Consider the following 20,949-nt stretch of genomic DNA (forward strand, 5'->3'; position numbering starts at 1 on the left):
TTCAGAACCCTGCGGGGCGCAGATGGGCCGGTGTGGCGCGCAATCGGTCGAGGCGCCGCGGCATCCGTCCGGGTGCCGTGGCCCGGCCGAGGAGCACGCCGGCCGCCAGAAGCGCGGCGGCGCTCCCCAGGGCGAAGACCTTGCGCGCGACATCGCCGTCGACCACGATTCCACGGGACGAGGCACGGTCGTCGTAGGGGCCGTGCGACGCGCTGGGATAGTCCTCCACGGGGCTGTCGAGATTGTCGAGTTGCGGCAGGTCCGGCCGCTCCGACGTCTGGATGTCGGTGCCGATCTTCGTCAGCTTGCGCTCCACCGCTCCGGGGAGGAGCATGTTCGCGACCATCAGTTGCAGGACGGACCGGCCGACCAGCACCTCGCGCGCATCGCTGTCGATCGCCCGCAACACGCCTTCGGCCGCGACCTCCGGCTGGAAGATCGGCGGGGCCGGTTGTTGCTTGCGGTCCATCCGGTTGCGAGACCAGTCGAATTGCGGCGTGTTGAGCGCCGGAAGCTGGACCATCGACAGCGTGATCGGGCGCCGGGCCTGGGCGAGCTCGATGCGCAGCGACTGGGTGAAGCCCTCGATGGCGTGCTTGGCGCCGCAATAGGCGGCCTGGTTCGGGACCGAGGTATAGGCGAGGCCGGAGCCGACATTGACGATGTTCCCGCGTGCCATGATCCGCAGCGCCGTCCGGCAGCCGTTCACCGTGCCGATATAAGTCGTGTCGGTGATCTTGCGAAACTCGGCCTCGTCGACCTTGGCGAAGGGCGAAAGGCTGGTGAGCATCGCGTTGTTCACCCAGACATCCGGCACGCCGAGTTCCGCGACGATCGCGTCGCCGGCCCGCTCGAGCGCGGCGCCGTCGCTCACGTCCACCGATCGGGTCCAGACACGGTCGCCCATGATGCGCGACAGCGTCTCCAGCCGTTTCGTGCCGCGGGCGAGGACGGCCACGCGGTAGCCGCGATTTAGCAGGGCGTCGACGGTCGCGCGGCCGATGCCGGCCGATCCGCCGGTGACGACGGCGATAGGGGGATTGTGCATGATGGTCTCCGTTCCATGCCGGGACGCGACATACCGCCGTTCGCGATCTGCCGGCCGGGATCGTTGGTCAACGTTTTCGCCGCACCGCTCAGTTCCCGGCTTGCGCCGGAGCGCCGCACAGGAACGAAGGGACGACCCGGGACGTTTGCTGGCAGGAACCCCACAAACGGGAAGGAAACACGATGGACACCCTGAAGGACCTCTATATCGACCAGTTGCAGGACATCTACTCGGCCTGCACCCAGTCGCGCGACGTGACCGTCGAGCTCGAGGAAGCCGCGACCGATCCGGAGCTGAAGAAGGCGCTCCATTCCGGCCACAAGGGCATCTCCGACGGCTTGCAGATGCTCGAAGCCTTGATCAAGGGCCACGGCGCCGACCCGAAGGGCGAGCATTGCAAGGGCATGGAAGGCCTCGTGAAGGAGGCGCGGTCCCATGCGCTGGAGGAGGAGTTCGGCGACGATGCGGTGCGCGACGTGATGATCATCACGCAGTACCAGCGCATGGCGCATTACGCGATCGCCGGCTACGGCTGCGTCAAGGCGTTCGCCACGCGGCTCGGCCTCGATGAGGAAGCCGCGCGCCTCGATACGCATCTGTCGAACACCTATGACGGCGACGACCACATGACGCGTCTCGCCACGAGCGGCATCAACGCGGACGCCGTGGCCTGACAGACCGGCATCAGCAATGCGAAGGGCGGCCCCGGCGGGGCCGCCTTTTTTCGTTCAGTGAACCGCGCAAACGAAAAGCGCGGCCCGATCGGACCGCGCTTTCCCGTCTGTTTATCTGGAAAGTCAGCTAACGCTGCTGCCGAGGTTCTGCTTCTCGGCCTCGTCCTCGGCCGCGTCCTTCACGCGAGCGGCGGCCGATTTCGCGGCGCCCTCGGCCCGGTCCACCGCCTCTTCGCCGGTGGGCGTGCCTTCCTTGGCGTTGCTCAGCGTCTCGGACGCGACGGCCTTGGCCTCCTCGGCCGCGGCCCGCGCGACTTCCTGCAGCTTGTCGACCTCGGCGTGATAGATGCGCTCGGCCTCTTCCAGCGCACGGTCGCGGTAGGAGCCCACGTAGGCGTCTTCCTGACGCGTGCGCGGCAGCGCGGCGCCGATCGCGGCGCCCAGCCCGAAGGCGAGAAGGCCACCGACCAGCGGATGCTCACCATACGCGTCGCGGCCCTGCGAGGCATACGCACGGGCGTGTTGGTCCAGGTTCCGCTGTGCGTTGTAGGCCGCCTGTCGCGCGGCGATGACACGGTCTCGTGCGGCGTCGGTCATGTGTTCGGTTCCTTCCTTTAGGCGATCGATGAAGCTCTGTTCGGAGCTGTCGTCGTAATCGCGCATGTATGAGGGGTGGTCGCGGCCGCCGCCGAGGGACGGGACGGCCCCGCCGATCCGTCTGCCGGCGGAACTCAGGCTGTCCCGCGCCGAACGTGCGGCACCGGTGATACGGTCGCGAAACGTGGGGTCGTGGCGGTCGCCCGTGGCACGGGCCAACCGGTCGTCGAACCCGCCCATCTCGTCCGGGCCACGGCGGAAGCCATGCACCGGCTCGTACGCCCGGTCGTCATAGGCGACCTTCGGCGTATGCGTCGCCGGCTCGAGCCGGGTGCGCGACGCCGGAAGGCGGTCGCCAGGCATGGCGGTGCCGGTCTCGTCTTCCGTTCCGACTTCGTCGGGACGACCGTAGGTGTCGCGGAACGACTCGACGTCGTGCGTCGCGCCCCATCGGTCATAGGTGCCGGCCGTCGGCCGGGACGGGCCCGCGATCAGCCAGGCGAGGCCAACTCCCGTCAGCGCAAGCGCGATCGGGTTGGCCTTCGCTTGCCGGACCGCGCCGTCGGCGAAGGCGCCGCCATGCTCCCGGAAGAGGCCGGAAGCGGTCTCGACCATCGCCTCGGGCGAGAAGCGGTTCTGCAACGCGTCGAGGGAGCGGGCGAGTTCGCCACGCTCGGCCTCGATCTCGCGTTCGATCTCGTCTGGGGACTTGTCAGACATCACATCGTCTCCTTGACGGCCACGGCATCACGCTTGACGTTCTTTACCGTGCGGTTCGGGGCGAGGCTCGACAGCTTCAGATCGCTGATGCCCTTCGACACCATGACGAAGGCGATGATCGCCAGCGCGCCGCCCACGATGAGAGCGGCCCAGCCCGCATCGAGCCCCAGCTCGGCAATCGCCGAGACCAGCGCCGCGGCCAGCACGTTCAGCGCGACGAGCGCCACGACCAGCGCGCCGGCCAGCATCCCGACGGCGACTCCGGCCCGGGTGACGTTCTCGGATACCTCGGCGCGGGCGAGGTCCACTTCCTTGCGGACGAGATTTGAGACATGCGACAGCACGTCCCCGATCAGGCCCGTCGTTCCTTTCGTTTCCGGGGCCTCGTTCATCGTCCGTAACCTCCGACCGGGCGGTCGTACGCGGTGCCGGCAACGCCGGGCGTCGGCGCGTCGAAGCGCGGATCGTAATCGTCGCGGCGATAGTCCGAACGATCACGCGGCATCCCGCTGCGATAGCCGGACTGGTCGCGTTCGGACGCCTTGAGCAGTCGCGCGACCGCGAAGCCCAGAAGCGCGGCCCCGCCGAGGAAGACGCCCGGATTGCGGCGGGCGAAGGTGGTCACGTCATCGGCAAGCGAGCCGAGATCCTTGTCCCGGATCGCGTCGGCCGCGTAGCCCAAATTCGAGGCGAGGTAATCCGCCGCGCGTGCCTGATAGCTGTCGTCACCGAATTCGTGACCGGCATTGCGGATCTGATCGGCCGTGCGCTCGATGTTGGATGTCGCGTAGCTGCGGGCCTCCTCGACCTTGGAATCCGCGGCCGACCGGGCCTGGTCGGCGAGCTTGTGCGCCTCGCCGCGGGCCTTGTCGCCGAGCTGCGACGCACGGCTCTCCGCGGCGTCCTTCGTCTCCTTCGCCATGTCGGCGGCGTTCTTCTCCGAGCCTGATGCAGAGCCGGTCGCGGTCGTGTTCGACGTGGTCGCGCTCCCGCCCGTGGTGGCTCCGCCGGTGGCCGTTGTTCCGCCCGTCGAGCCGGCGACAGCGCCGGTAGCAGCGGTGGAGGGGTTCGCCGCCGTGGAGGCGGCCGTCGACGGGTTGCCGGGTTTCGGCGTGGCCGTCGGGGTAGGGGTGGATTTGTCGGTGTTCATTACTGTGTCTCCTAAATTGCCTTGGATCGGGCCGATCGGATCAGCTGACGAAGCTGATCACCGCAAGGACCACGACGACGACGCCGATGATGTAGAAGATGCTGTGCATGCTGGCCTCTCAGGTTCCGCGGGGTGCCGGGTCCTGTGCGGTTGGCCGGCGCCTCAACTTCGGCACCTCAACGCGTCCATTCACAATTCTGTTCCCTTCCTTAACCCGCGGCCCCGGCAAGCGTGGCGCTTGCCCGGAAAGCCGCCGGCGGGTAGCCCCGACAGGATGCTGGACCTCGATCTCGTGATTTTCGACTGCGACGGCGTGCTCATCGACAGCGAGGGACTGTCGGGGGAGGTGCTGATCGAATCCCTGGCCGAGATCGGGGTAACGATCGACTTCGACGTCTTCTGCACGCGCATGGTCGGGCGGAGCTTTCCGACCGTCGCCGCCGAGCTTCGGACGCGATCAGGATACCCCCTGCCGGAGGGGTTCGAGATGCAGTACCGGCGCCGCCTGCTCGCCCGGTTCGAGACGGAGCTCGCGCCCACGATGGGGGTCGAGTCGATGCTGGACCTGCTCGATCTTCCGGTCTGCGTCGCGACCTCGTCGTCGCCCGAGCGGGTGCGACATTCGCTCGGCGTGACCGGGCTCTCCGACCGGTTCCCGCATGTCTTCACCGCCTCCGAGGTCGCGCGGGGCAAGCCGGCGCCGGACCTGTTCCTGCACGCCGCGGCGCGGATGGGGGCGGATCCGGCCCGATGTCTCGTCGTTGAGGACAGCCTGCCCGGCCTCGAAGCCGCCCGCGCCGCGGGGATGCGCGCGCTGCGCTACACCGGCGGGGCGCATCTGCGGGGGCGGATGCTCAAACACGAGGCCGACATCGTCTGCTTCGACGACTGGCGCAGGTTTCCCGCGGTGATCGGGGCATGAGCGACGAGACCCGGTTCGACGACGCCGCCCGCGCGGGCTGGCTCTATTACGTCGCCGGCAACCGGCAGGACGAGATCGCGCGCAAGCTCGGCGTCAGCCGGCAATCGGCGCAGCGGCTCGTGGCGATGGCGGTGAGCGAGCGGCTGGTGAAGGTCCGGCTCGACCACCCGATCGCACAATGCATGGAGCTGGCGCATCGCCTGACCGAACGCTACGGGCTTTCGCGTTGCGAGGTCGTACCCTCGGATCCGGACGCGCCCGGTTTGCTGACCGGCGTCGCCATCGTCGGCGCGGTCGAGATGGAACGCTTCCTGAAGCTGTCCGCACCGCAGATCCTCGCCCTCGGCACCGGCCGGGCGCTGCGGGCCTGCACCGAGCACCTCGCGGCGATGAACTGTCCGCAGCACCGCATCGTCAGCCGACTCGGCAACATGATGCAGGACGGGTCCGCCACGCCCTACAACGTCGTCATCCGCATGGCCGAGCGGGTGGGCGCGCGCCACTACCCGATGCCGCTTCCCGTGCTCGCCCGCACGCAGGACGAGCTGGCGGTGCTCCACGCGCAGGATCCGGTGCGCAACACGCTCGAACTTTGCGCGCGCGCGGACGCGACCTTCGTGGGCGTGGGCCAGATCGACGAGATGGCGCCGCTCAAGGTGGACGGGTTCATGAGCGAGGCCGAGGTCACGGCCCTGCGCGCGCAGGGGGCCGTGGGCGAGATCACGAGCTGGGTCTTCGACGGCGACGGGCGCATCTTCGACAGCGGCTACAACGAACGCGTGGCCTCCGCTCCGCTCGCACCGGCGGGCGACCGGCCGGTCATCGGCATCGCCGTGGGGGCCGCGAAGGTGCCGGCAATCCGTGGCGCCTTGCGCGGCCAGCTCCTCAACGGACTGATCACGGACGAAGCGACGGCGGCCGGCGTTCTGGATGACGGCGCGGATCTGCCGGCTCGTTCACCCCCTTGACAGAACCGTCCTGAATGATGAGCATACGCCCACCTGATAGGCATTTGCCCAAAAGGCATATGGGAGGATTTATGACCAAGATGAACCGTGCCCTGATGGGCGCGACCGCGTTCTGCATGGTCGCCGGAGTCGCATCCGCGCAGCAGACCACCCTGACCATCGCCACCGTGAACAACGGCGACATGATCCGCATGCAGGGCATGACCGACAGCTTCACCGAAGCCAACCCGGACATCGCCCTCGAATGGGTGACGCTCGAGGAGAACGTCCTGCGTCAGCGTGTCACCACCGACATCGCGACTAACGGGGGTCAGTACGACGTGATGACCATCGGCACCTACGAGGTTCCGATCTGGGGTCGTCAGGGTTGGCTGACATCGCTCAATGACCTGCCGGCCGAATGGAACAAGGACGACATCCTGCCCGCGATCGCCGGGGGACTCACCGTCGACGGAGAACTCTACGCCGCGCCGTTCTACGGTGAATCCTCGATGGTCATGTACCGCACCGACCTGATGGAGGAGGCCGGCCTCGAGATGCCCGAGGCGCCGACCTGGGAGTTCATCCGCGAGGCCGCGGCGGCGATGACCGACGAGGAGGCCGAGATCTACGGCATCTGTGCCCGCGGAAAGGCCGGCTGGGGCGAGAACATGGCCTTCCTGACCGCGATGGCCAACAGTTTCGGCGCCCGTTGGTTCGACGAGGAATGGAACGCGCAGTTCGACCAGCCGGAATGGCGGGAGACGCTCGAGTTCTACACCGGCATGATGGAGGAATCCGGCCCTCCGGGCGCGTCCAACAACGGGTTCAACGAGAACCTCGCGCTGTTCCAGCAGGGCAAGTGCGGCATGTGGATCGATGCGACCGTCGCCGCGTCCTTCGTGACCGGTGCGGACTCGACCGTGGCCGACCAGGTCGGCTTCGCGCTGGCGCCCGATACCGGCCTCGGCAAGCGCGGCAACTGGCTCTGGGCCTGGTCGCTGGCGATCCCGGCGAGTACCGATGCGCCGGAAGCCGCCAAGACGTTCGTCGCCTGGGCCACGTCCAACGAATACACCGAGCTGGTGGCCGAGGCCGAGGGCTGGGCCAACGTCCCGCCGGGCACGCGCACCTCGCTGTACGAGAACGAGGAATACCTCTCGGCCGCGCCTTTCGCCGAGATGACGCTGCAAAGCATCGAATCCGCCGATCCGACCAACCCGACGGTCGATCCGGTCCCCTATACCGGTGTGCAGTTCGTGGCCATTCCGGAGTTCCAGGGCATCGGCACGGCGGTCGGTCAGCAGTTTTCCGCGGCACTTGCGGGGACCACGTCGATCGACGACGCGCTCGCAACGGCGCAGCAGCTGACAACCGACGAGATGGAGGACGCGGGCTACAACTGAGCCCGTTTCCCGGCGGGGCCGACCACCCGGCCCCGCCACCCCCGTGTTCTTGGGAGGGATCACGTCATGGCTACCGCACATTCCCGCGCCGCCGCCCGCATCATGATCGCGCCGGCCACGGTCCTGCTGCTCGGGTGGATGCTGATCCCCCTCTGCATGACGCTCTACTATTCGTTCCAGCGCTATCGCCTGCTGACGCCGGACAATCGCGGATGGGTCGGGTTCCGGAACTACGAGCGGTTCCTCACCAATCCGGCGTTCCAGGATGCGTTGATCAACACGCTCCTCCTCGTGCTTGGCGTACTCGTCATCACCGTCGTCCTCGGGGTGCTCCTCGCGATCCTGCTCGACCAGCCGATGTTCGGCCAGGGCATCGTCCGCATCCTCGTGATCGCCCCGTTCTTCGTGATGCCCACCGTCTCGGCGCTGGTCTGGAAGAACATGTTCATGAACCCGGTGAACGGCCTCTTCGCCTACGCGTTCGAGGCGGTCGGCCTGCAACCCTACGACTTCCTCAGCCAGGCGCCGCTCGCCTCGATCATCGGGATCGTGGCGTGGCAGTGGCTGCCTTTCGCCACGCTGATCCTGCTGACGGCGATCCAGTCGCTCAACAGCGAGCAGATGGAGGCTGCCGAGATGGACGGCGCCGGGCCGATCCAGCGGTTCATCTACATCACGCTGCCGCATCTGGGCCGCGCGATCACCGTCGTGATCCTGATCCAGACGATCTTCCTTCTATCGATCTTCGCCGAGATCCTCGTGACCACGAATGGCGGTCCGGGTACGGCCTCCACCAACCTCACCTACCTCGTCTACGCCGAGAGCCTCCTGAGCTTCGACGTCGGCGAAGGCAGCGCCGGGGGCGTCGTCGCCATCATCCTGGCCAATATCGTCGCGATCTTCCTGATGCGGATGATCGGCAAGAACCTGGACGCCTGAGGAGGAGACGCGGATGGCCCGAGCGATCACACCCCGCCGCAAGGCGTTCAACACCGCCCTCGCCTGGCTCATCGGGCTGGCGATCTTCTTCCCGATCCTGTGGACGTTCCTGACGAGCTTCAAGACCGAGGCGACCGCGATCGCCGACCCGCCGGTCTGGTTCTTCTTCGACTGGACGACGGAGAACTACTCCGTCGTGCAGGAGCGGTCGGGCTACTTCCGCTACTTCTGGAACAGCGTCCTGATCTCGGTCGGCTCCACGTTGCTCGGCCTGATCATCGCGGTCCCGGCGGCGTGGTCGATGGCCTTCGTGCCGGCGCGCCGTACGAAGGACATCCTGATGTGGATGCTGTCCACCAAGATGCTGCCGGCCGTCGGCGTGCTCGTCCCGATCTACCTGATCTTCCGCGACCTCGGCATTCTCGACAACGTCTGGGGCCTCGTTTTCGTGCTGATGATGATCAACCTGCCGATCATCGTCTGGATGCTCTACACCTACTTCCGCGAGATCCCGGGCGAGATCCTCGAGGCCGCGCGGATGGACGGGGCGACGCTTAAATCCGAGATCCTCTACGTTCTTGCACCGATGGCGGTGCCAGGCATCGCCTCGACCGTGCTCCTCAACATCATCCTCGCCTGGAACGAGGCGTTCTGGACGCTCAACCTCACGGCCGCGCAATCCGCGCCACTCACGGCGTTCATCGCCAGCTACTCCTCGCCGGAGGGGCTGTTCTACGCCAAGCTCTCCGCCGCCTCGACCATGGCGATCGCGCCGATCCTCGTGATGGGCTGGTTCAGCCAGAAGCAGCTCGTGCGCGGCCTGACCTTCGGAGCGGTGAAATGACCGCCCCGATCCCGACACCCCTAGCCGGAGGCCTGCGCCCATGGGCACGATAACACTCGAAAAGGTCACCAAGTCCTTTGGCGACGTGCAGGTCATTCCGCCGCTCGACCTCGAGATCAACGACGGAGAATTCGTCGTCTTCGTCGGCCCGTCCGGCTGCGGCAAGTCCACGCTCCTGCGCCTGATTGCGGGGCTCGAGGACGTCACCTCCGGCGAGATCCGCATCGACGGGCGCAACGCGACCGAGGTGCCGCCGGCGCGGCGCGGCCTCGCGATGGTGTTCCAGTCCTACGCGCTCTATCCGCACATGTCGGTGCGCAAGAACATCGCCTTCCCGCTTCGCATGGCGAAGATGGACAAGGCCGAGCAGGACCGCCGGGTCGAGAACGCGGCCCGTGTCCTCAACCTCTCGAACTATCTCGACCGTCGCCCCGGTCAGCTCTCGGGCGGCCAGCGACAGCGCGTCGCCATCGGCCGCGCCATCGTGCGGGAGCCGGCGGCGTTCCTCTTCGACGAGCCGCTGTCGAACCTTGACGCCGCGCTGCGGGTCGGCATGCGGATGGAGATCTCCGAACTTCACTCGCAGCTCGAGACGACGATGATCTACGTCACCCACGACCAGGTCGAGGCGATGACGATGGCCGACAAGATCGTCGTCCTGCAGGCCGGCAACATCGAGCAGGTCGGCTCGCCGCTGGAGCTCTACCACCGCCCGCGCAACACCTTCGTCGCGGGCTTCATCGGCTCGCCCAAAATGAACCTGATGTCCGGGGCCGAGGCCGACAAGTACGACGCCACCACGGTCGGTGTCCGTCCGGAGCATATCGACGTCACGCCCGACGGGCCGTGGCAGGGGCGGGTCGGCGTGGCCGAGCATCTGGGTTCCGACACGTTCATCCACGTTCACGAGACCGGCCTCGCGGAGACGCTGACCGTGCGCCAGACGGGCGACATCTCGGTCCGCCACGGCGACATGATCCGCCTGACGCCGCGCCAGGACGAGATGCACCGGTTCGGCGCGGACGGTCTCCGCCTCGAATGATGGGCCGCCTTCGGGCGAACCCTGTCGAAATAAGAAACCTGCAAGAATGGACGGTGTCCCATGGATCAGCCGGTCAAACCCTCTGTCGCGACGCTCGATGCCCTTCCCGAGGGCGTCGAGAAGCCGGACTACGATCCCGCCACGCTGTCGCCGGGCATCGTGCATATCGGCATCGGCAACTTCCACCGCGCGCATATGGGCGTCTATCTCGATCGGCTGTTCGGGCGGGGCGGGCCGACGGACTGGGCCATCGTCGGCGCGGGCGTGCGTCCGCCGGGCGACGTGGGAATGCGCGATCGGCTCGCGGCGCAGGACTGGCTGACCACCGTGGTCGAACTCGACCCGGCGGGTCTCAGCGCCCGCGTTACGGCGCCGATGACCGGCTTCGCCGAGATCACACCGGAAGCGACGATCGCCGCGATGGCCGATCCGCGCATCCGTATCGTCTCGCTCACGGTGACGGAGGGCGGCTACTACACCCGTGCCGACGGAAGCTTCGACGCCGAACACCCCGACATCCGGGCCGACGCGACCGGTGACACGCCCCGCACGGCCTTCGGCATGATCCTCGCCGCGCTACGCCGGCGGCGGGAGGCCGGCACCGAGCCGTTCACGATCATGTCCTGCGACAATCTTCCGGGCAACGGTCATGCCGCGCATGCCGCTTGCGGTGGCCTGGCGGAGATGCGGGGCGAGACGGACCTGCTCGACAGCGTCGCCTTCCCGAACGGCATGGTCGACTGCATCACGCCCGCGACGACCGACAAGGTGCGCGACATGGTGCGGACCCGCTTCGGCCTCGACGACGCCGCGCCGGTCATCTGCGAGCCGTTCCGGCAATGGGTTCTGGAGGACAACTTCCCGACCGGTCGCCCGCCGCTCGAGGAGGTGGGCGTCGAATTCGTCGCGGACGTGGTGCCCTACGAACTGATGAAGCTGCGGGTTCTCAACGCAGCGCATGCGGCGATCGCCTACCCTTCGGCGTTGCTCGGCCATGTTGCCGTTCACGAAGCGGTCGCGGATCCGGACGTGGCCGAATGGGTGCGGGCCGTGATCGCGCGCGAGGCGATCCCGACGCTGGCTCCGATCGAGGGCGTCGACTTCCATGCCTATCTCGACACCTGCATGGAACGGTTCGCCAATGCGGAGGTCGGTGACACGGTCGCGCGGCTCTGTCTCGACGGATCGAACCGGCAGCCGAAATTCGTCCTGCCGACCCTGCGCGACCGGCTGAAGGACGGCGAGACGATCGAGGGGCTGGCGCTCGAGGTCGCGCTCTGGCGCGCCTACGCCGCGACCGGCGGGACCGAGGCAGCCCCGGTGATCGAGGACGAGCGGGCGGACCGGTTGCACGCGGCCGCACAGGAAGCGCCCTCCACATTCCTCGCCTTGGAGGACGTGTTCGGCGATCTCCGGCAAGAGGCGCGCTTCGCGGAGGCTTTCGAGGCGGCCTGCACGGCGATCGAGGCGAACGGACCGCGCGGCGCGATCCGGGATTACGTCGCCGCCGCCTGACCGTCAGCTCGCGCGTGTCGGGTCGGTCATCGGATCGCCCGCTTCCCGGCCCGAGGGCGCGTGCGTCGCGGAGGCCGATCCAACCGGCCGCTCGATCATCCGGTGGACGCGCGGCGGATGGTTGTCGATATGCAGCGCACGCACGAGGTCGAAGTTCTCGAGGTCGGCCTTCGTCCGGCGCTGTGTGTCGCGTACGTATTCCAGCCAGGTCGGGACGTGGTACCGCTCGATCCATAACTCCGGATCGGCCAGATCGCGCAGCAGCGTCCAGCGGCGCGCGCCGTCGCGCAGGCAGATGCGGCGTCGCTCGTTCATGACCCGCACGAAGGCGGGCACGTCCGTCTCTCGGATGCGGTGCTCGATGGTGATGACGATCGGGCCGCTGGTGTGCCGGAGGGGGATCGTCGTCTCCGGCTCCTGCCAGCGGCCGAGCGGGTCCAGATCCTCGTCGCCCGTTCCGGGCAGCGGCACCATCAGACCGAGGAGGCCACCCGCCGCCTGGACGGCGGCGGCCGACAGGAGGGCCGCCGTCACGCCATGGGCCTCGGCGATCGCGCCGCAGGTCCAGGCTCCGGCCGTCATGCCGCCGAACGTCGCCATCTGATAGAGCGACAGCGCCCGCGCGACGACCCAGCGGGGCGAGGAGAGTTGCACCGAGACGTTGAAGGTCGAGAGCGCGAGCACCCAGCCCGTTCCCGCCAGCATCAGTGACGGGATCGTCAGCACCATCGCCCGGCCCAGCCCAGTCCCGACCGCGCCGATCACCAGCAGGACGGAGGCGAGCCGCACGATTCCCTCCGTCGTCAGATGCCCGCGCGCCCATCCGCTCGAGAGCGCGCCGCCGATGGCGCCGACGCCGAACGCGCCGAGCAGGATGCCGTAGGTCAGCGGCCCGCCCTGGATCAGGTCGCGGGCCACCACGGGCAACAGCGCGGGCAGCGCCGCCGCCGCGAGGCCGAAGACGGCGCCCCGGAGGAGGACGACGCGGATGTTCGGCGACATCGACACGTAGCGCAGCCCGGCCGCCATCGCGACGTCGAGCCGTTCGGGCGGCAGGGTGCGCGGCGTCCGCTTCGGGTGCCAGCGCAGCAGGACGACGATGATTCCGACATAGCTCAGCGCGTTGGTCAGGAACGCCCCCGCCGCGCCGGCGACCGCGACGATCACGCCGCCGATGGCCGGGCCGACGGAGCGGGCGATGTTGAACCCCATCGAATTGAGCGCCACCGCGCCGGGCAGGGCGGCGCGCGGCACCATGTCCCCCACGGAGGCCTGCCAGGCTGGGTTGTTGAGCGCGGTGCCGCAGCCGATGGCGAAGGTGAAGGCCAGCAAGCCGAGGGGCGAGAGCCAGTCGTTGTAGGCGAAGACCGCGAGCACCAGGGATACGGCGATCATGAAGCTCTGCGCCGAGAGCATGACCAGCCGCCGGTCGAGATTGTCCGCGATGGCCCCGGCGAGAAGCGAGAACATCATGATCGGAAACACGGTCGAGGCCTGCACCAGCGCCACGTCCTGCGGCGAGTCCGACAGGCTCGTCATCAGCCACGAGGCGCCGACGGCCTGAACGAGCCCGCCGAAGTTCGACGAGACCGACGCCAGCCAGATCGCCCGGAAGATGGGGATCGAGAATGGCGAGGGCGCCGCGGCGGCGACGTCCGGGGAGGCGGTCGTTGTCATCGGAAGCTGGTCATCGAGGGGTCTCGACGACACCGTTACCGGGAACCGCAGGCAGGCGCATCCCGCAATCGCTGCGACCCGCCCTTGCATCCCTCGCGAAGACGCGACGCGGCGGTACTTGCGGCGACCTCGGGGAGGCCCAAGGTCGCCGCTACGTCAGGCGTCCTTCTGGGTCGGGTCGTGTGCCCGGCAGGACCACCGCTCGACCGTCCAGCCCGGATGCGTGGCGGTCCAGTCCGCGAGCTGCGTCTGACCCCGCATCATGCAGGCCATCAGCGGCATCTCCGTGAAGAGAAGACTTTCCTGACGGCATTCCACATGGGAAGCGTTCAGGCAGGCGAGAAACATCAGTTCGATCATTGCAAGACCCTTATGCGTGGCATCGAGTCCTCCCAGCCGGCTCGCACCGGCGTTCCGTTTCTACGGACGCCGGACCGGTGCACCCAATGCAAAAGGTAAGGCACGATCGCTTGCAATCGAAAACTGCGACATTTTGCCCAAAGACGCGGCAATAGCCTATGAATTGTGCGTCACTCGGTCAGGCCCCGCTTCCGCATCTCCTGCGGAATGCTGAACAGGCTCGTCCCGAGCGAGCCGCCGGTCTGCATGTCGCCGAGGATCACCGTGGTCTGCGTGCCGGCATCGTCGGTGATGACCCATTGCCGGAGCTTCGTCGGGTCCGGCGTGAAGACGAGCTGGATGTTGCCGTATTCCGGATGGGCCGGGTCCTGTAGCGTCACCGAGGTCTGGGTCGCATCGCCGGTGTGACGGACCAGCATGCCGGATCGGCCCAGGTCGACGTTCTGGGCGAGGATCAGGCTGAGCGGCGTCTGCGACAGCGGGTACTGCTCGGGCGGCGTGTTCGACACCGAGTCGAAGATCGCCACCTGGCCCCCGCCGGCGATGACCAGGCCCTTGTTCGGCGCGTCGTAGTCGAACCGGGCGCGGTTCGGGCGGCTGATCGACAGATCGCCGGTGGAGATGGTGCCGTCGCCGTTCACCTGCGTGAACTCCGATCGGGCCGTGGCGAATGAGTTCAGATAGCGGCTGATCTCGCCCACCGGGATCTGCGCCGCGGCGGGCAAGGCGAAGAGGACGAGGATCGAGGCAAGGATCGTGCGGGCGAAGAGGCGCATGGGAGCAAGGTCCGTTAGGTTTCGTATCGAGGGGCATATAGGGTCCGTCTCGCCGGATTGCCCGGGATATGCGATAGCTGGCGGTCGTCGGCGGATTGCGGGCCCGATACGTGGCGTGGCATCCGGGCACCTGAAATGCGTCTGCTCTACGCTTAGCCGAATTACGCGTGATCGAATCGTTAAGCTCGGTTAACCTAACGTGAAGTGTCGTCAATCGAGGATCGCTTCATGTTTGCCCGTCTTCTTGCCTCCGCCGCATTCGTGATCGTCGCGATCCCGGCCGCATCCGCAATCTTCGTGTTCGAAGGGGCGGTGATGGATACCACTGGGCCGTCGGACACGCCCGGGCTGCCATCCTATCCGCCGATCGGGACGCTTGCGGATATTACTCTGCAAATTCCTGATGAACCGGACGCGTCCATCGCAAACCGCCTTTCGGCAGGCGCGGGTATCGCCTCCGCGCAAATAATTATTCCCGGCTATCTCGAAGGAACCACTGATTTCGTCTTCGCTTCGGACGGGTTCGTCGGCGTCACTGGACTTGGGTTTTCGAATACTGCAGCCGCGACGACTCTCGCTGGGCCGGAGCCCGACCTGTCTGATCGGGGCATTCTGTCCTTCGACGGGTTCTTTGATACGCCGCTCGATACGGCGCCGGTGACGATCGGTGACCTTGCCGCTGCGCTGTCGAGCAACGCCTTGTCGGGGAGGTACGAGTTCGGCCTCGGCGGGGGCGGCGTCTCCGTCGCCTTCGATAGCGACGAAACCGCGGCGCCGGTCCCCGCCGTGCCACTGCCGCCCGCGGGCTTAGCTCTGCTGGGCGGGATCGGCCTGCTGGGCTTTGCCGGGGCCCGACGCCTCTGAAGGCCGGGCCCACGGGGCCTCACCCGTTCGGGTCGGGCAGCAGGATGTCGCGCTTGCCGACGTGGTTCGCGGCCGTGACCGCACCGTTGTCCTCCATCTGCTCCACCAGGCGCGCGGCCTTGTTGTAGCCGATGCCGAGCTTGCGCTGGATGTAGGAGGTCGAGCACTTCCGGTCCCGCGCGACGATGGCCACCGCCTGATCGTAGAGCGCGTCCTCGCCGCCCGTGTTGCCGCCCGTGAGGCCGAGCACCGCGTCGATGTCGGAGGCGTTGTCCTCGTCCGGCCCGTCGAGGACGGACGCGGCGTAGTCCGGCGGACCGTAGGCCTTCAGGTGGTTGACGATCTCCTCCACCTCCTCGTCGGAGCAGAAGGGCCCGTGGATGCGGGTGATCTTCGAGCCGCCGGCCATGTAGAGCATGTCGCCCATGCCCAGAAGCTGCTCGGCGCCCATCTCGCCCAGGATCGTGCGCGAGTCGATCTTGGAGGTGACGTGGAAGGAGATCCGCGTCGGAAAGTTCGCCTTGATCGTGCCGGTGATGACGTCGACCGAGGGCCGCTGCGTCGCCATGACCAAGTGGATGCCCGACGCCCGCGCCATCTGCGCCAGACGCTGGATGCAGGCCTCGATCTCCTTGCCCGCGACCATCATCAGGTCGGCCATCTCGTCGACGATGACGACGATATAGGGCAGCTTCTCGGGCACCGTCTCCTCGGTCTCGAAGATCGGGTCGCCGGTCTCGTCGTCGAAGCCGGTCTGGACCGTCCGGCTGAAGAGCTCGTCCTTCGACAGCGCGTCGCGGACCCGGCCGTTGTAGCCCTCGATGTTGCGCACGCCCATGCGGGACATCTTGCGGTAGCGCTCTTCCATTTCGCCCACGACCCACTTGAGGGCCACGACGGCCTTCTTCGGGTCGGTCACGACGGGGGAAAGGAGATGGGGGATGCCGTCGTAGACGCTGAGCTCCAGCATCTTCGGGTCGATCATGATCATCCGGCAATCGTCGGGAGAGAGCTTGTAGAGCAGCGACAGGATCATCGTGTTGATCGCCACGGACTTGCCCGAGCCCGTCGTCCCCGCGATCAGCAGGTGCGGCATCTTGGCGAGGTTGGCGACGATCGGGGCGCCGCCGATATCCTTGCCCAGCGCGAGCGGCAGGGCCTGCACGGTGTCCTCGAAGTTCGGGGCCGAGAGGATCTCGCGCAGGACGACCTTCTCGCGCTTCTCGTTGGGAAGTTCGATGCCGATGACGCTGCGTCCCGGCACGGTGGAGACGCGGGCCGAGAGCGCCGACATGGAGCGCGCGATGTCGTCGGCGAGCCCGATCACGCGGCTGGCCTTGAGACCGGCGGCGGGTTCGAGCTCGTACATCGTGACGACGGGGCCGGGGCGGACCGAGACGATCTCGCCCTTCACGCCGTAATCCTCGAGCACACCCTCGAGCTGCCGGGCGTTCTCCTCCAGCGCCTGATCGGAGAGGTGGTGGCGTTCCACCGTGCCCGGGTCGGTCAGCAGCTCGAGCGGCGGCATCTCGTAATCGTCGTCTTCGGCCGGCGCGGGCGTGGCGCGGATCGCGCGTTTGGGCGTGGGCTTGGGCGCTGCGGGCACGTCCCGGTCGATCGCATGACGCAAGGGCAGGGCGTGCTGGTCGTTCACCGCGTCGTCCTCGTCATCCTCGAGGAGTGGATCGGTCTCCAGATCGGGCATGGCTGTCCGGCGGATCGGCCGCGCGGACGTCTCGTCGGCGTCCGTCTCGATTGCCCGATCCTCGACGGATCGGTCCACGGCGGGTCGGTCCGCAGCGGACCAATCCTCGACGAGCGGGTCCTCCTCGACGCGCCGGTGCGTGGCGGCCGTCAGCGTGGGCTCGGCCCGCTCCATCGGCGCGTCGGTCTGTGCGGCCAAAGCCTGCGAGATCGAGGCGCGGCGGACGCGGGTGCGGACCGCGCTGGCGATCCGCGCACGCACCCGGTCATCGTCGGGCAAGTCGAAGTCGAACCCGTCCCCCCCGGTCCCCTCGTCCGGTGTCTCCGGCCCGGTCGAACGCCGCATGGGCAACCAGGACAGCCAGCGCGACCGGGTCGGCGCCTCGTCCTCGACCTCCTCGTCGTCCTCCGCCCGGGCTGCCCGACGCTCGCGCAGGGCGGCCGCGCCCTTCGCCGTGCCCCGCGCCGCGCCTTTCGCCGCGCTGCCGGTGGCCACGCGCAGCGCGTGCCATGCCACGCCGAGCCCGTTGAGGAAGAACAGCCCGCCGGTCCGCAGGTCCTCCCGCGTGAAGCCCAGCACCCAGGCACCGACGAAGACCGCCGCGGCCGAGATCACCAGCGTGAAGAGTTTGAGGCCCAGCACCGCGTGGATCGGCAGGATCGACAGCAGTGCGCCGAGCCCGGTATCGCCGAACAGGCCGCCCAGCCCGAAATCGTGCGTCCAGGCCGGTCCCGGCACCAGCGACGCGCAGTGCAGCGACAGCAGCAGCACCCAGCCCGGCACGAAGAACGCGCGGGGCAGGACGCGTTCCGAGCCGCCGTGGAGCGCGAAGCGCAGGCCCCAGACGACGAGCGCCACCGGCAGGCCGAGCGCGCCGTAGCCGAGGATCAGGTAGAGCGGCGCGGCCAGCGACGCGCCGAACATGCCGAGCCAGTTCTGCGGCGTCGCATCCGTCGCGGCCAGCCAGTTCGGATCGTCGGGGTGGTAGCTGAGCAGGAGTGCGGCCCCGAGCAGGCCCAGGACCACCATCAAGACGCCCAGACCCTCGCGCCCGCGCCGGGCGAGGCTGATCTGCAGCCGGGTGTCCAGAAGGGGATCGCGTTGTCGCGCCGGATAGGCCATTCGGGGTCCTCCTACGTGTACAGGCAGTCGCGCAGCCGGGTGAGGCCGCGGACCGTCTCGTCCTGCGGCCCGACCAGCGCGACCCGGACGAAGCCGGTGCCTGGATTGCCGTTCATCGTGTCGCGGGCGAAATAGGCGCCGGGCATCACCCGCACGCCCGTCTCGGTCCAGAGCTTCACCGCCGCCCGCTCGCCGTCCTCCACGGGCAGCCACAGGAAGAAGCCGGCCTCGGGGACGGGATGGTTGCCGAGGATCTCGCGCGCCGCCGCGAATTTCGCGGCGTAAAGGGCGCGGTTCGCCTCCACGTGGCTCTCCTCGGCCCAGGCTCGGGCGGCCGCCATCTGCAGCGGCAGCGGCAGCGGCGCGCCCGAATAGGCGCGCAGCTGCTTCATCCGCGCCATGTTGCCCGGTCCGGAGACGGCGAAGCCGGATCGCAGACCCGCGAGGTTCGAGCGCTTGGAGAGTGAATGGAAGGCCACGACCCGCTCAGGGTCGGCGCCCGTCGCACGAACGGCCTCGAGGATGCCCGTCGGCGGCGCGCCGGTGTAGATCTCGGCGTAGCATTCGTCTGCGAAGATCGTGAAGTCGTGCCGCTCGGCCAGGTCCAGAAGCGTCGTCCAGTAATCGAGCGAGGCGACGGCGCCCTGCGGGTTCGACGGCGAGCAGATGTAGACGATGGCCGTCCGGTCGAGCAGGTCCGCGTCCAGCGCCGCGAAGTCGGGCAGGTCGCCCGTCGCCGCCGAAGCGTTCACGTAGACCGGCTCCGCCCGCACCGCGAGCGCGGCGACGGCGTAGACCTGGTAGAACGGGTTCGGTGTCAGGATCGCGGGCTGCCGCCCGGCTTTCTCCTCGGGGCAGAGCGCCATCGCGGTGTTGTAGAGACCCTCGCGCGTCCCGTTCAGCGCGAGGATCTCCCGCTCCGGGTCGGCCGCGTAGCCGTAGCGCCGCATGAGCCAGTCGGCGCAGGCCGCGAGCAGTTCGGGCGTGCCGTCATTCGGCGGGTAGGACATGAACGCGTCCCGGTGCGCCGCGATCACCTCGCCCACGAAGGCCGGGGCCGGGTGGCGCGGATCGCCGATCGTCATCTGAATCGGCGCGTCGCCCGGCGCGAGATCGCCGAGCAGCGTCCTGAGACGCGGAAACGCGTATTCGGGCAGTTCGGAGAACCGCGTCGGAGAAATCATGCCTGCGCCTCGATACGGGTGCTCTGCCGGCCCCGTTTCGTTCACGATAGCAAAGCCGCGCGCCCGGGGTCCAACGAAAAGCGGGACCGGCCGGACGGTGTGACATTCGCGTCGATCGGCCGGTCAGGCCAGCGCCGCCTCCATCGCCGCGCCGAGGCGCAGCAAGCGGTGCTCCTGCCGCGGCGGGGCGAGCGCCATCACGCCGCACATCGGCACGCCCGTCGGCAGGGTCAGCCCGCAAAGGCCAAGCAGGTTTCCGACCCGCGTGTTGCGCAGGGCGAGGAGATTCTCCTCCACGTAATAGGACTCGTCTGAGAGCAGCCGTTCGCGCTTCGGCGGCAGGATCGCGGCGGTCGGCAGGAGCACGGCGTCGTAGCCCGCCGTCGCGGTCAGGTACTCCGCCACCGCTGCACGCCGCCTCCGAACTGCGACGAGCACGTCCTTCGCGGTCGCGTCACGGCCTGTCCGGAACCGTTCCAGGATGCGGTCGAACATCAGGTGCGGCGCGGCCTCGATCGCCTCGTGCCAGATCGCGTAGGCCTCCGGCGAGAACAGGTGCGGCGTCTGCGCCATCGCCGCGGCGACCGAGGGAAGCTCCGCCCGCTCGATCGTCGCGCCGGCCGCCTCGAAGCGCTCGATCGCCTGCTGGCAGGCCGCGCGCGGTTCGTCGCGGCTGGTCTCGAGGTAATCGGCGAGCACGAGGAAGCGCCGACGGTGCAGGCTCGCGCCCGCGAGGTCGGGCGGGACCGTGCCCTCCAGCAGCGCCAGCGCCAGCGCGCAATCCTCTACATTACGAGCAAGGGGGCCGATCGTGTCCATCGACTCCACGAGCGGGACCGTGCCCCGGTCCGAGACGCGGCCATGCGAGGTCTTCAGACCCACGAGGTCGTTCCACGCGGCTGGGTTGCGAACCGAGCCGCCGGTATCGGATCCGATCGCCACCGGCGCCAACCCGAACGCCACGGAGGCTGCCCCGCCGGAGGTCGATCCGCCGGGCACGCGGTCGGGGTCGTGCCGGTTCGGCGGCGTGGCCGTCTTCGGGTTCAGGCCAAGTCCTGAAAAGGCCAGCTCGCTCATATGCGTCTTGCCGATGCAGACGCTGCCGCCCGCCGTCGCGTTCGCGAGCACCTCGGCATCCTCCTCGGGAACACGGTCCTTCAGGAGCGCCGATCCGGACTCCGTCGGCAGGCCCGCGGTGTCGAACAGATCCTTCCAGGAGACCGGCACGCCGTCGAGCGGCCCTCGGCGCGTGCCGGTCCGCGCGCGCCCCGCCGCGGCCGCGGCCTCGGCTCGTGCGCGGTCGGCGGTGACGTGGGTGAAGATCGTGTCGCGATGCGCGTGGCCGTCGATCGCGTCGAGGAAGGTCTCGCATAGCGCCTCCGGGTCGATCTCGCCCGCGCCGATCCCGCGCCCGAGGTCGCCCGCGCCCATCCACAGCCAGTCGCGCATGTCCGTCT

General features: G+C 68.3%; 19 protein-coding genes. 9 read left to right on the forward strand and 10 right to left on the reverse strand.

The features are described 5' to 3' along the window. Position 1: 1 nt before the first annotated feature. The gene (locus Q1A87_RS15155; RefSeq protein ID WP_299652925.1) at positions 2-1,048 is read right to left on the reverse strand and encodes an SDR family oxidoreductase; all 1,047 of its coding nucleotides are present in this window, start codon (positions 1,046-1,048) and stop codon (positions 2-4) included. A gap of 182 nt (positions 1,049-1,230) precedes the next feature. Here Q1A87_RS15155 and Q1A87_RS15160 point away from each other — a divergent pair, with 182 nt between their 5' ends. Then, positions 1,231-1,722 carry a DUF892 family protein gene (locus Q1A87_RS15160; RefSeq protein WP_299652927.1) on the forward strand — a complete coding sequence of 164 codons (492 nt, stop codon included), beginning with the start codon at positions 1,231-1,233 and terminating at the stop codon, positions 1,720-1,722. 123 nt (positions 1,723-1,845) lie between these two features. Here Q1A87_RS15160 and Q1A87_RS15165 read toward each other — a convergent pair whose 3' ends face one another. Genes Q1A87_RS15165 through Q1A87_RS15175 form a run of 3 tightly spaced genes read right to left on the reverse strand, consistent with a single transcriptional unit; the run spans position 1,846 to position 4,189 of the window. Continuing rightward, entirely contained in the window at positions 1,846-3,039 is a 1,194-nt protein-coding gene (locus Q1A87_RS15165; protein WP_299652929.1) for a DUF3618 domain-containing protein, read from the reverse strand. After that, positions 3,039-3,431 (reverse strand): phage holin family protein, encoded by a 393-nt coding sequence (locus Q1A87_RS15170; RefSeq protein ID WP_299652931.1) that lies wholly within the window; start codon positions 3,429-3,431, stop codon positions 3,039-3,041. The genes Q1A87_RS15165 and Q1A87_RS15170 overlap by 1 nt, the downstream gene beginning before the upstream one ends. After that, positions 3,428-4,189: a hypothetical protein gene (locus tag Q1A87_RS15175; protein WP_299652933.1), complete on the reverse strand. Its 762-nt coding sequence runs from the start codon at positions 4,187-4,189 to the stop codon at positions 3,428-3,430. Before Q1A87_RS15175 ends, Q1A87_RS15170 begins: the two co-directional genes overlap by 4 nt. A gap of 274 nt (positions 4,190-4,463) precedes the next feature. On the opposite strand from Q1A87_RS15175, the gene Q1A87_RS15180 reads away from it, so the two are divergent. The 7 genes from Q1A87_RS15180 to Q1A87_RS15210 all read left to right on the forward strand — a co-directional run bounded on the left by Q1A87_RS15180 (position 4,464) and on the right by Q1A87_RS15210 (position 11,804). Next, positions 4,464-5,111, forward strand: coding sequence for an HAD family hydrolase (locus Q1A87_RS15180; protein ID WP_299652935.1), 648 nt, complete (start codon positions 4,464-4,466; stop codon positions 5,109-5,111). Then, on the forward strand, positions 5,108-6,079 hold the full coding sequence (locus Q1A87_RS15185; RefSeq protein WP_299652936.1) for a sugar-binding transcriptional regulator: 972 nt from the start codon (positions 5,108-5,110) through the stop codon (positions 6,077-6,079). The genes Q1A87_RS15180 and Q1A87_RS15185 overlap by 4 nt, the downstream gene beginning before the upstream one ends. A 71-nt stretch (positions 6,080-6,150) precedes the next feature. Continuing rightward, positions 6,151-7,464: a sugar ABC transporter substrate-binding protein gene (locus Q1A87_RS15190; RefSeq protein ID WP_299652938.1), complete on the forward strand. Its 1,314-nt coding sequence runs from the start codon at positions 6,151-6,153 to the stop codon at positions 7,462-7,464. A 66-nt stretch (positions 7,465-7,530) separates the two neighbouring features. Continuing rightward, positions 7,531-8,403 carry a sugar ABC transporter permease gene (locus tag Q1A87_RS15195; RefSeq protein WP_299652941.1) on the forward strand — a complete coding sequence of 291 codons (873 nt, stop codon included), beginning with the start codon at positions 7,531-7,533 and terminating at the stop codon, positions 8,401-8,403. A 13-nt stretch (positions 8,404-8,416) separates the two neighbouring features. Further along, positions 8,417-9,247, forward strand: coding sequence for a carbohydrate ABC transporter permease (locus Q1A87_RS15200; protein WP_299652943.1), 831 nt, complete (start codon positions 8,417-8,419; stop codon positions 9,245-9,247). Between the two features lie 40 nt (positions 9,248-9,287). Next, complete coding sequence (locus Q1A87_RS15205) at positions 9,288-10,289, forward strand: ABC transporter ATP-binding protein (protein ID WP_299652945.1); 1,002 nt, start codon at positions 9,288-9,290, stop codon at positions 10,287-10,289. Positions 10,290-10,349: 60 nt separating this feature from the next. Next, positions 10,350-11,804 carry a mannitol dehydrogenase family protein gene (locus tag Q1A87_RS15210; protein ID WP_299652947.1) on the forward strand — a complete coding sequence of 485 codons (1,455 nt, stop codon included), beginning with the start codon at positions 10,350-10,352 and terminating at the stop codon, positions 11,802-11,804. A gap of 3 nt (positions 11,805-11,807) precedes the next feature. Here the strand turns inward: Q1A87_RS15210 and Q1A87_RS15215 are convergent, their stop codons facing one another. The 3 genes from Q1A87_RS15215 to Q1A87_RS15225 form a co-directional block, all read right to left on the reverse strand. Next, positions 11,808-13,481 carry an MFS transporter gene (locus Q1A87_RS15215; RefSeq protein ID WP_299652949.1) on the reverse strand — a complete coding sequence of 558 codons (1,674 nt, stop codon included), beginning with the start codon at positions 13,479-13,481 and terminating at the stop codon, positions 11,808-11,810. Between the two features lie 156 nt (positions 13,482-13,637). Then, positions 13,638-13,841: a hypothetical protein gene (locus Q1A87_RS15220; RefSeq protein WP_299652951.1), complete on the reverse strand. Its 204-nt coding sequence runs from the start codon at positions 13,839-13,841 to the stop codon at positions 13,638-13,640. Positions 13,842-14,011: 170 nt separating this feature from the next. Continuing rightward, on the reverse strand, positions 14,012-14,617 hold the full coding sequence (locus Q1A87_RS15225) for an outer membrane lipoprotein carrier protein LolA (RefSeq protein WP_299652954.1): 606 nt from the start codon (positions 14,615-14,617) through the stop codon (positions 14,012-14,014). 228 nt (positions 14,618-14,845) lie between these two features. Here Q1A87_RS15225 and Q1A87_RS15230 point away from each other — a divergent pair, with 228 nt between their 5' ends. Then, positions 14,846-15,481 carry a hypothetical protein gene (locus Q1A87_RS15230; RefSeq protein ID WP_299652957.1) on the forward strand — a complete coding sequence of 212 codons (636 nt, stop codon included), beginning with the start codon at positions 14,846-14,848 and terminating at the stop codon, positions 15,479-15,481. Between the two features lie 19 nt (positions 15,482-15,500). Here Q1A87_RS15230 and Q1A87_RS15235 read toward each other — a convergent pair whose 3' ends face one another. The 3 genes from Q1A87_RS15235 to Q1A87_RS15245 form a co-directional block, all read right to left on the reverse strand. After that, positions 15,501-18,308 carry a DNA translocase FtsK gene (locus Q1A87_RS15235; RefSeq protein WP_299652960.1) on the reverse strand — a complete coding sequence of 936 codons (2,808 nt, stop codon included), beginning with the start codon at positions 18,306-18,308 and terminating at the stop codon, positions 15,501-15,503. Positions 18,309-18,319: 11 nt separating this feature from the next. After that, the gene (locus Q1A87_RS15240; RefSeq protein ID WP_299652963.1) at positions 18,320-19,492 is read right to left on the reverse strand and encodes an aminotransferase class I/II-fold pyridoxal phosphate-dependent enzyme; all 1,173 of its coding nucleotides are present in this window, start codon (positions 19,490-19,492) and stop codon (positions 18,320-18,322) included. Positions 19,493-19,615: 123 nt separating this feature from the next. Further along, positions 19,616-20,941, reverse strand: a complete 1,326-nt coding sequence (locus tag Q1A87_RS15245; RefSeq protein WP_299652966.1) for an amidase — start codon at positions 20,939-20,941, stop codon at positions 19,616-19,618. Between the last annotated feature and the right edge of the window lie 8 nt (positions 20,942-20,949).

Source organism: uncultured Jannaschia sp., assembly GCF_947494055.1.
GTDB lineage: Bacteria > Pseudomonadota > Alphaproteobacteria > Rhodobacterales > Rhodobacteraceae > Jannaschia.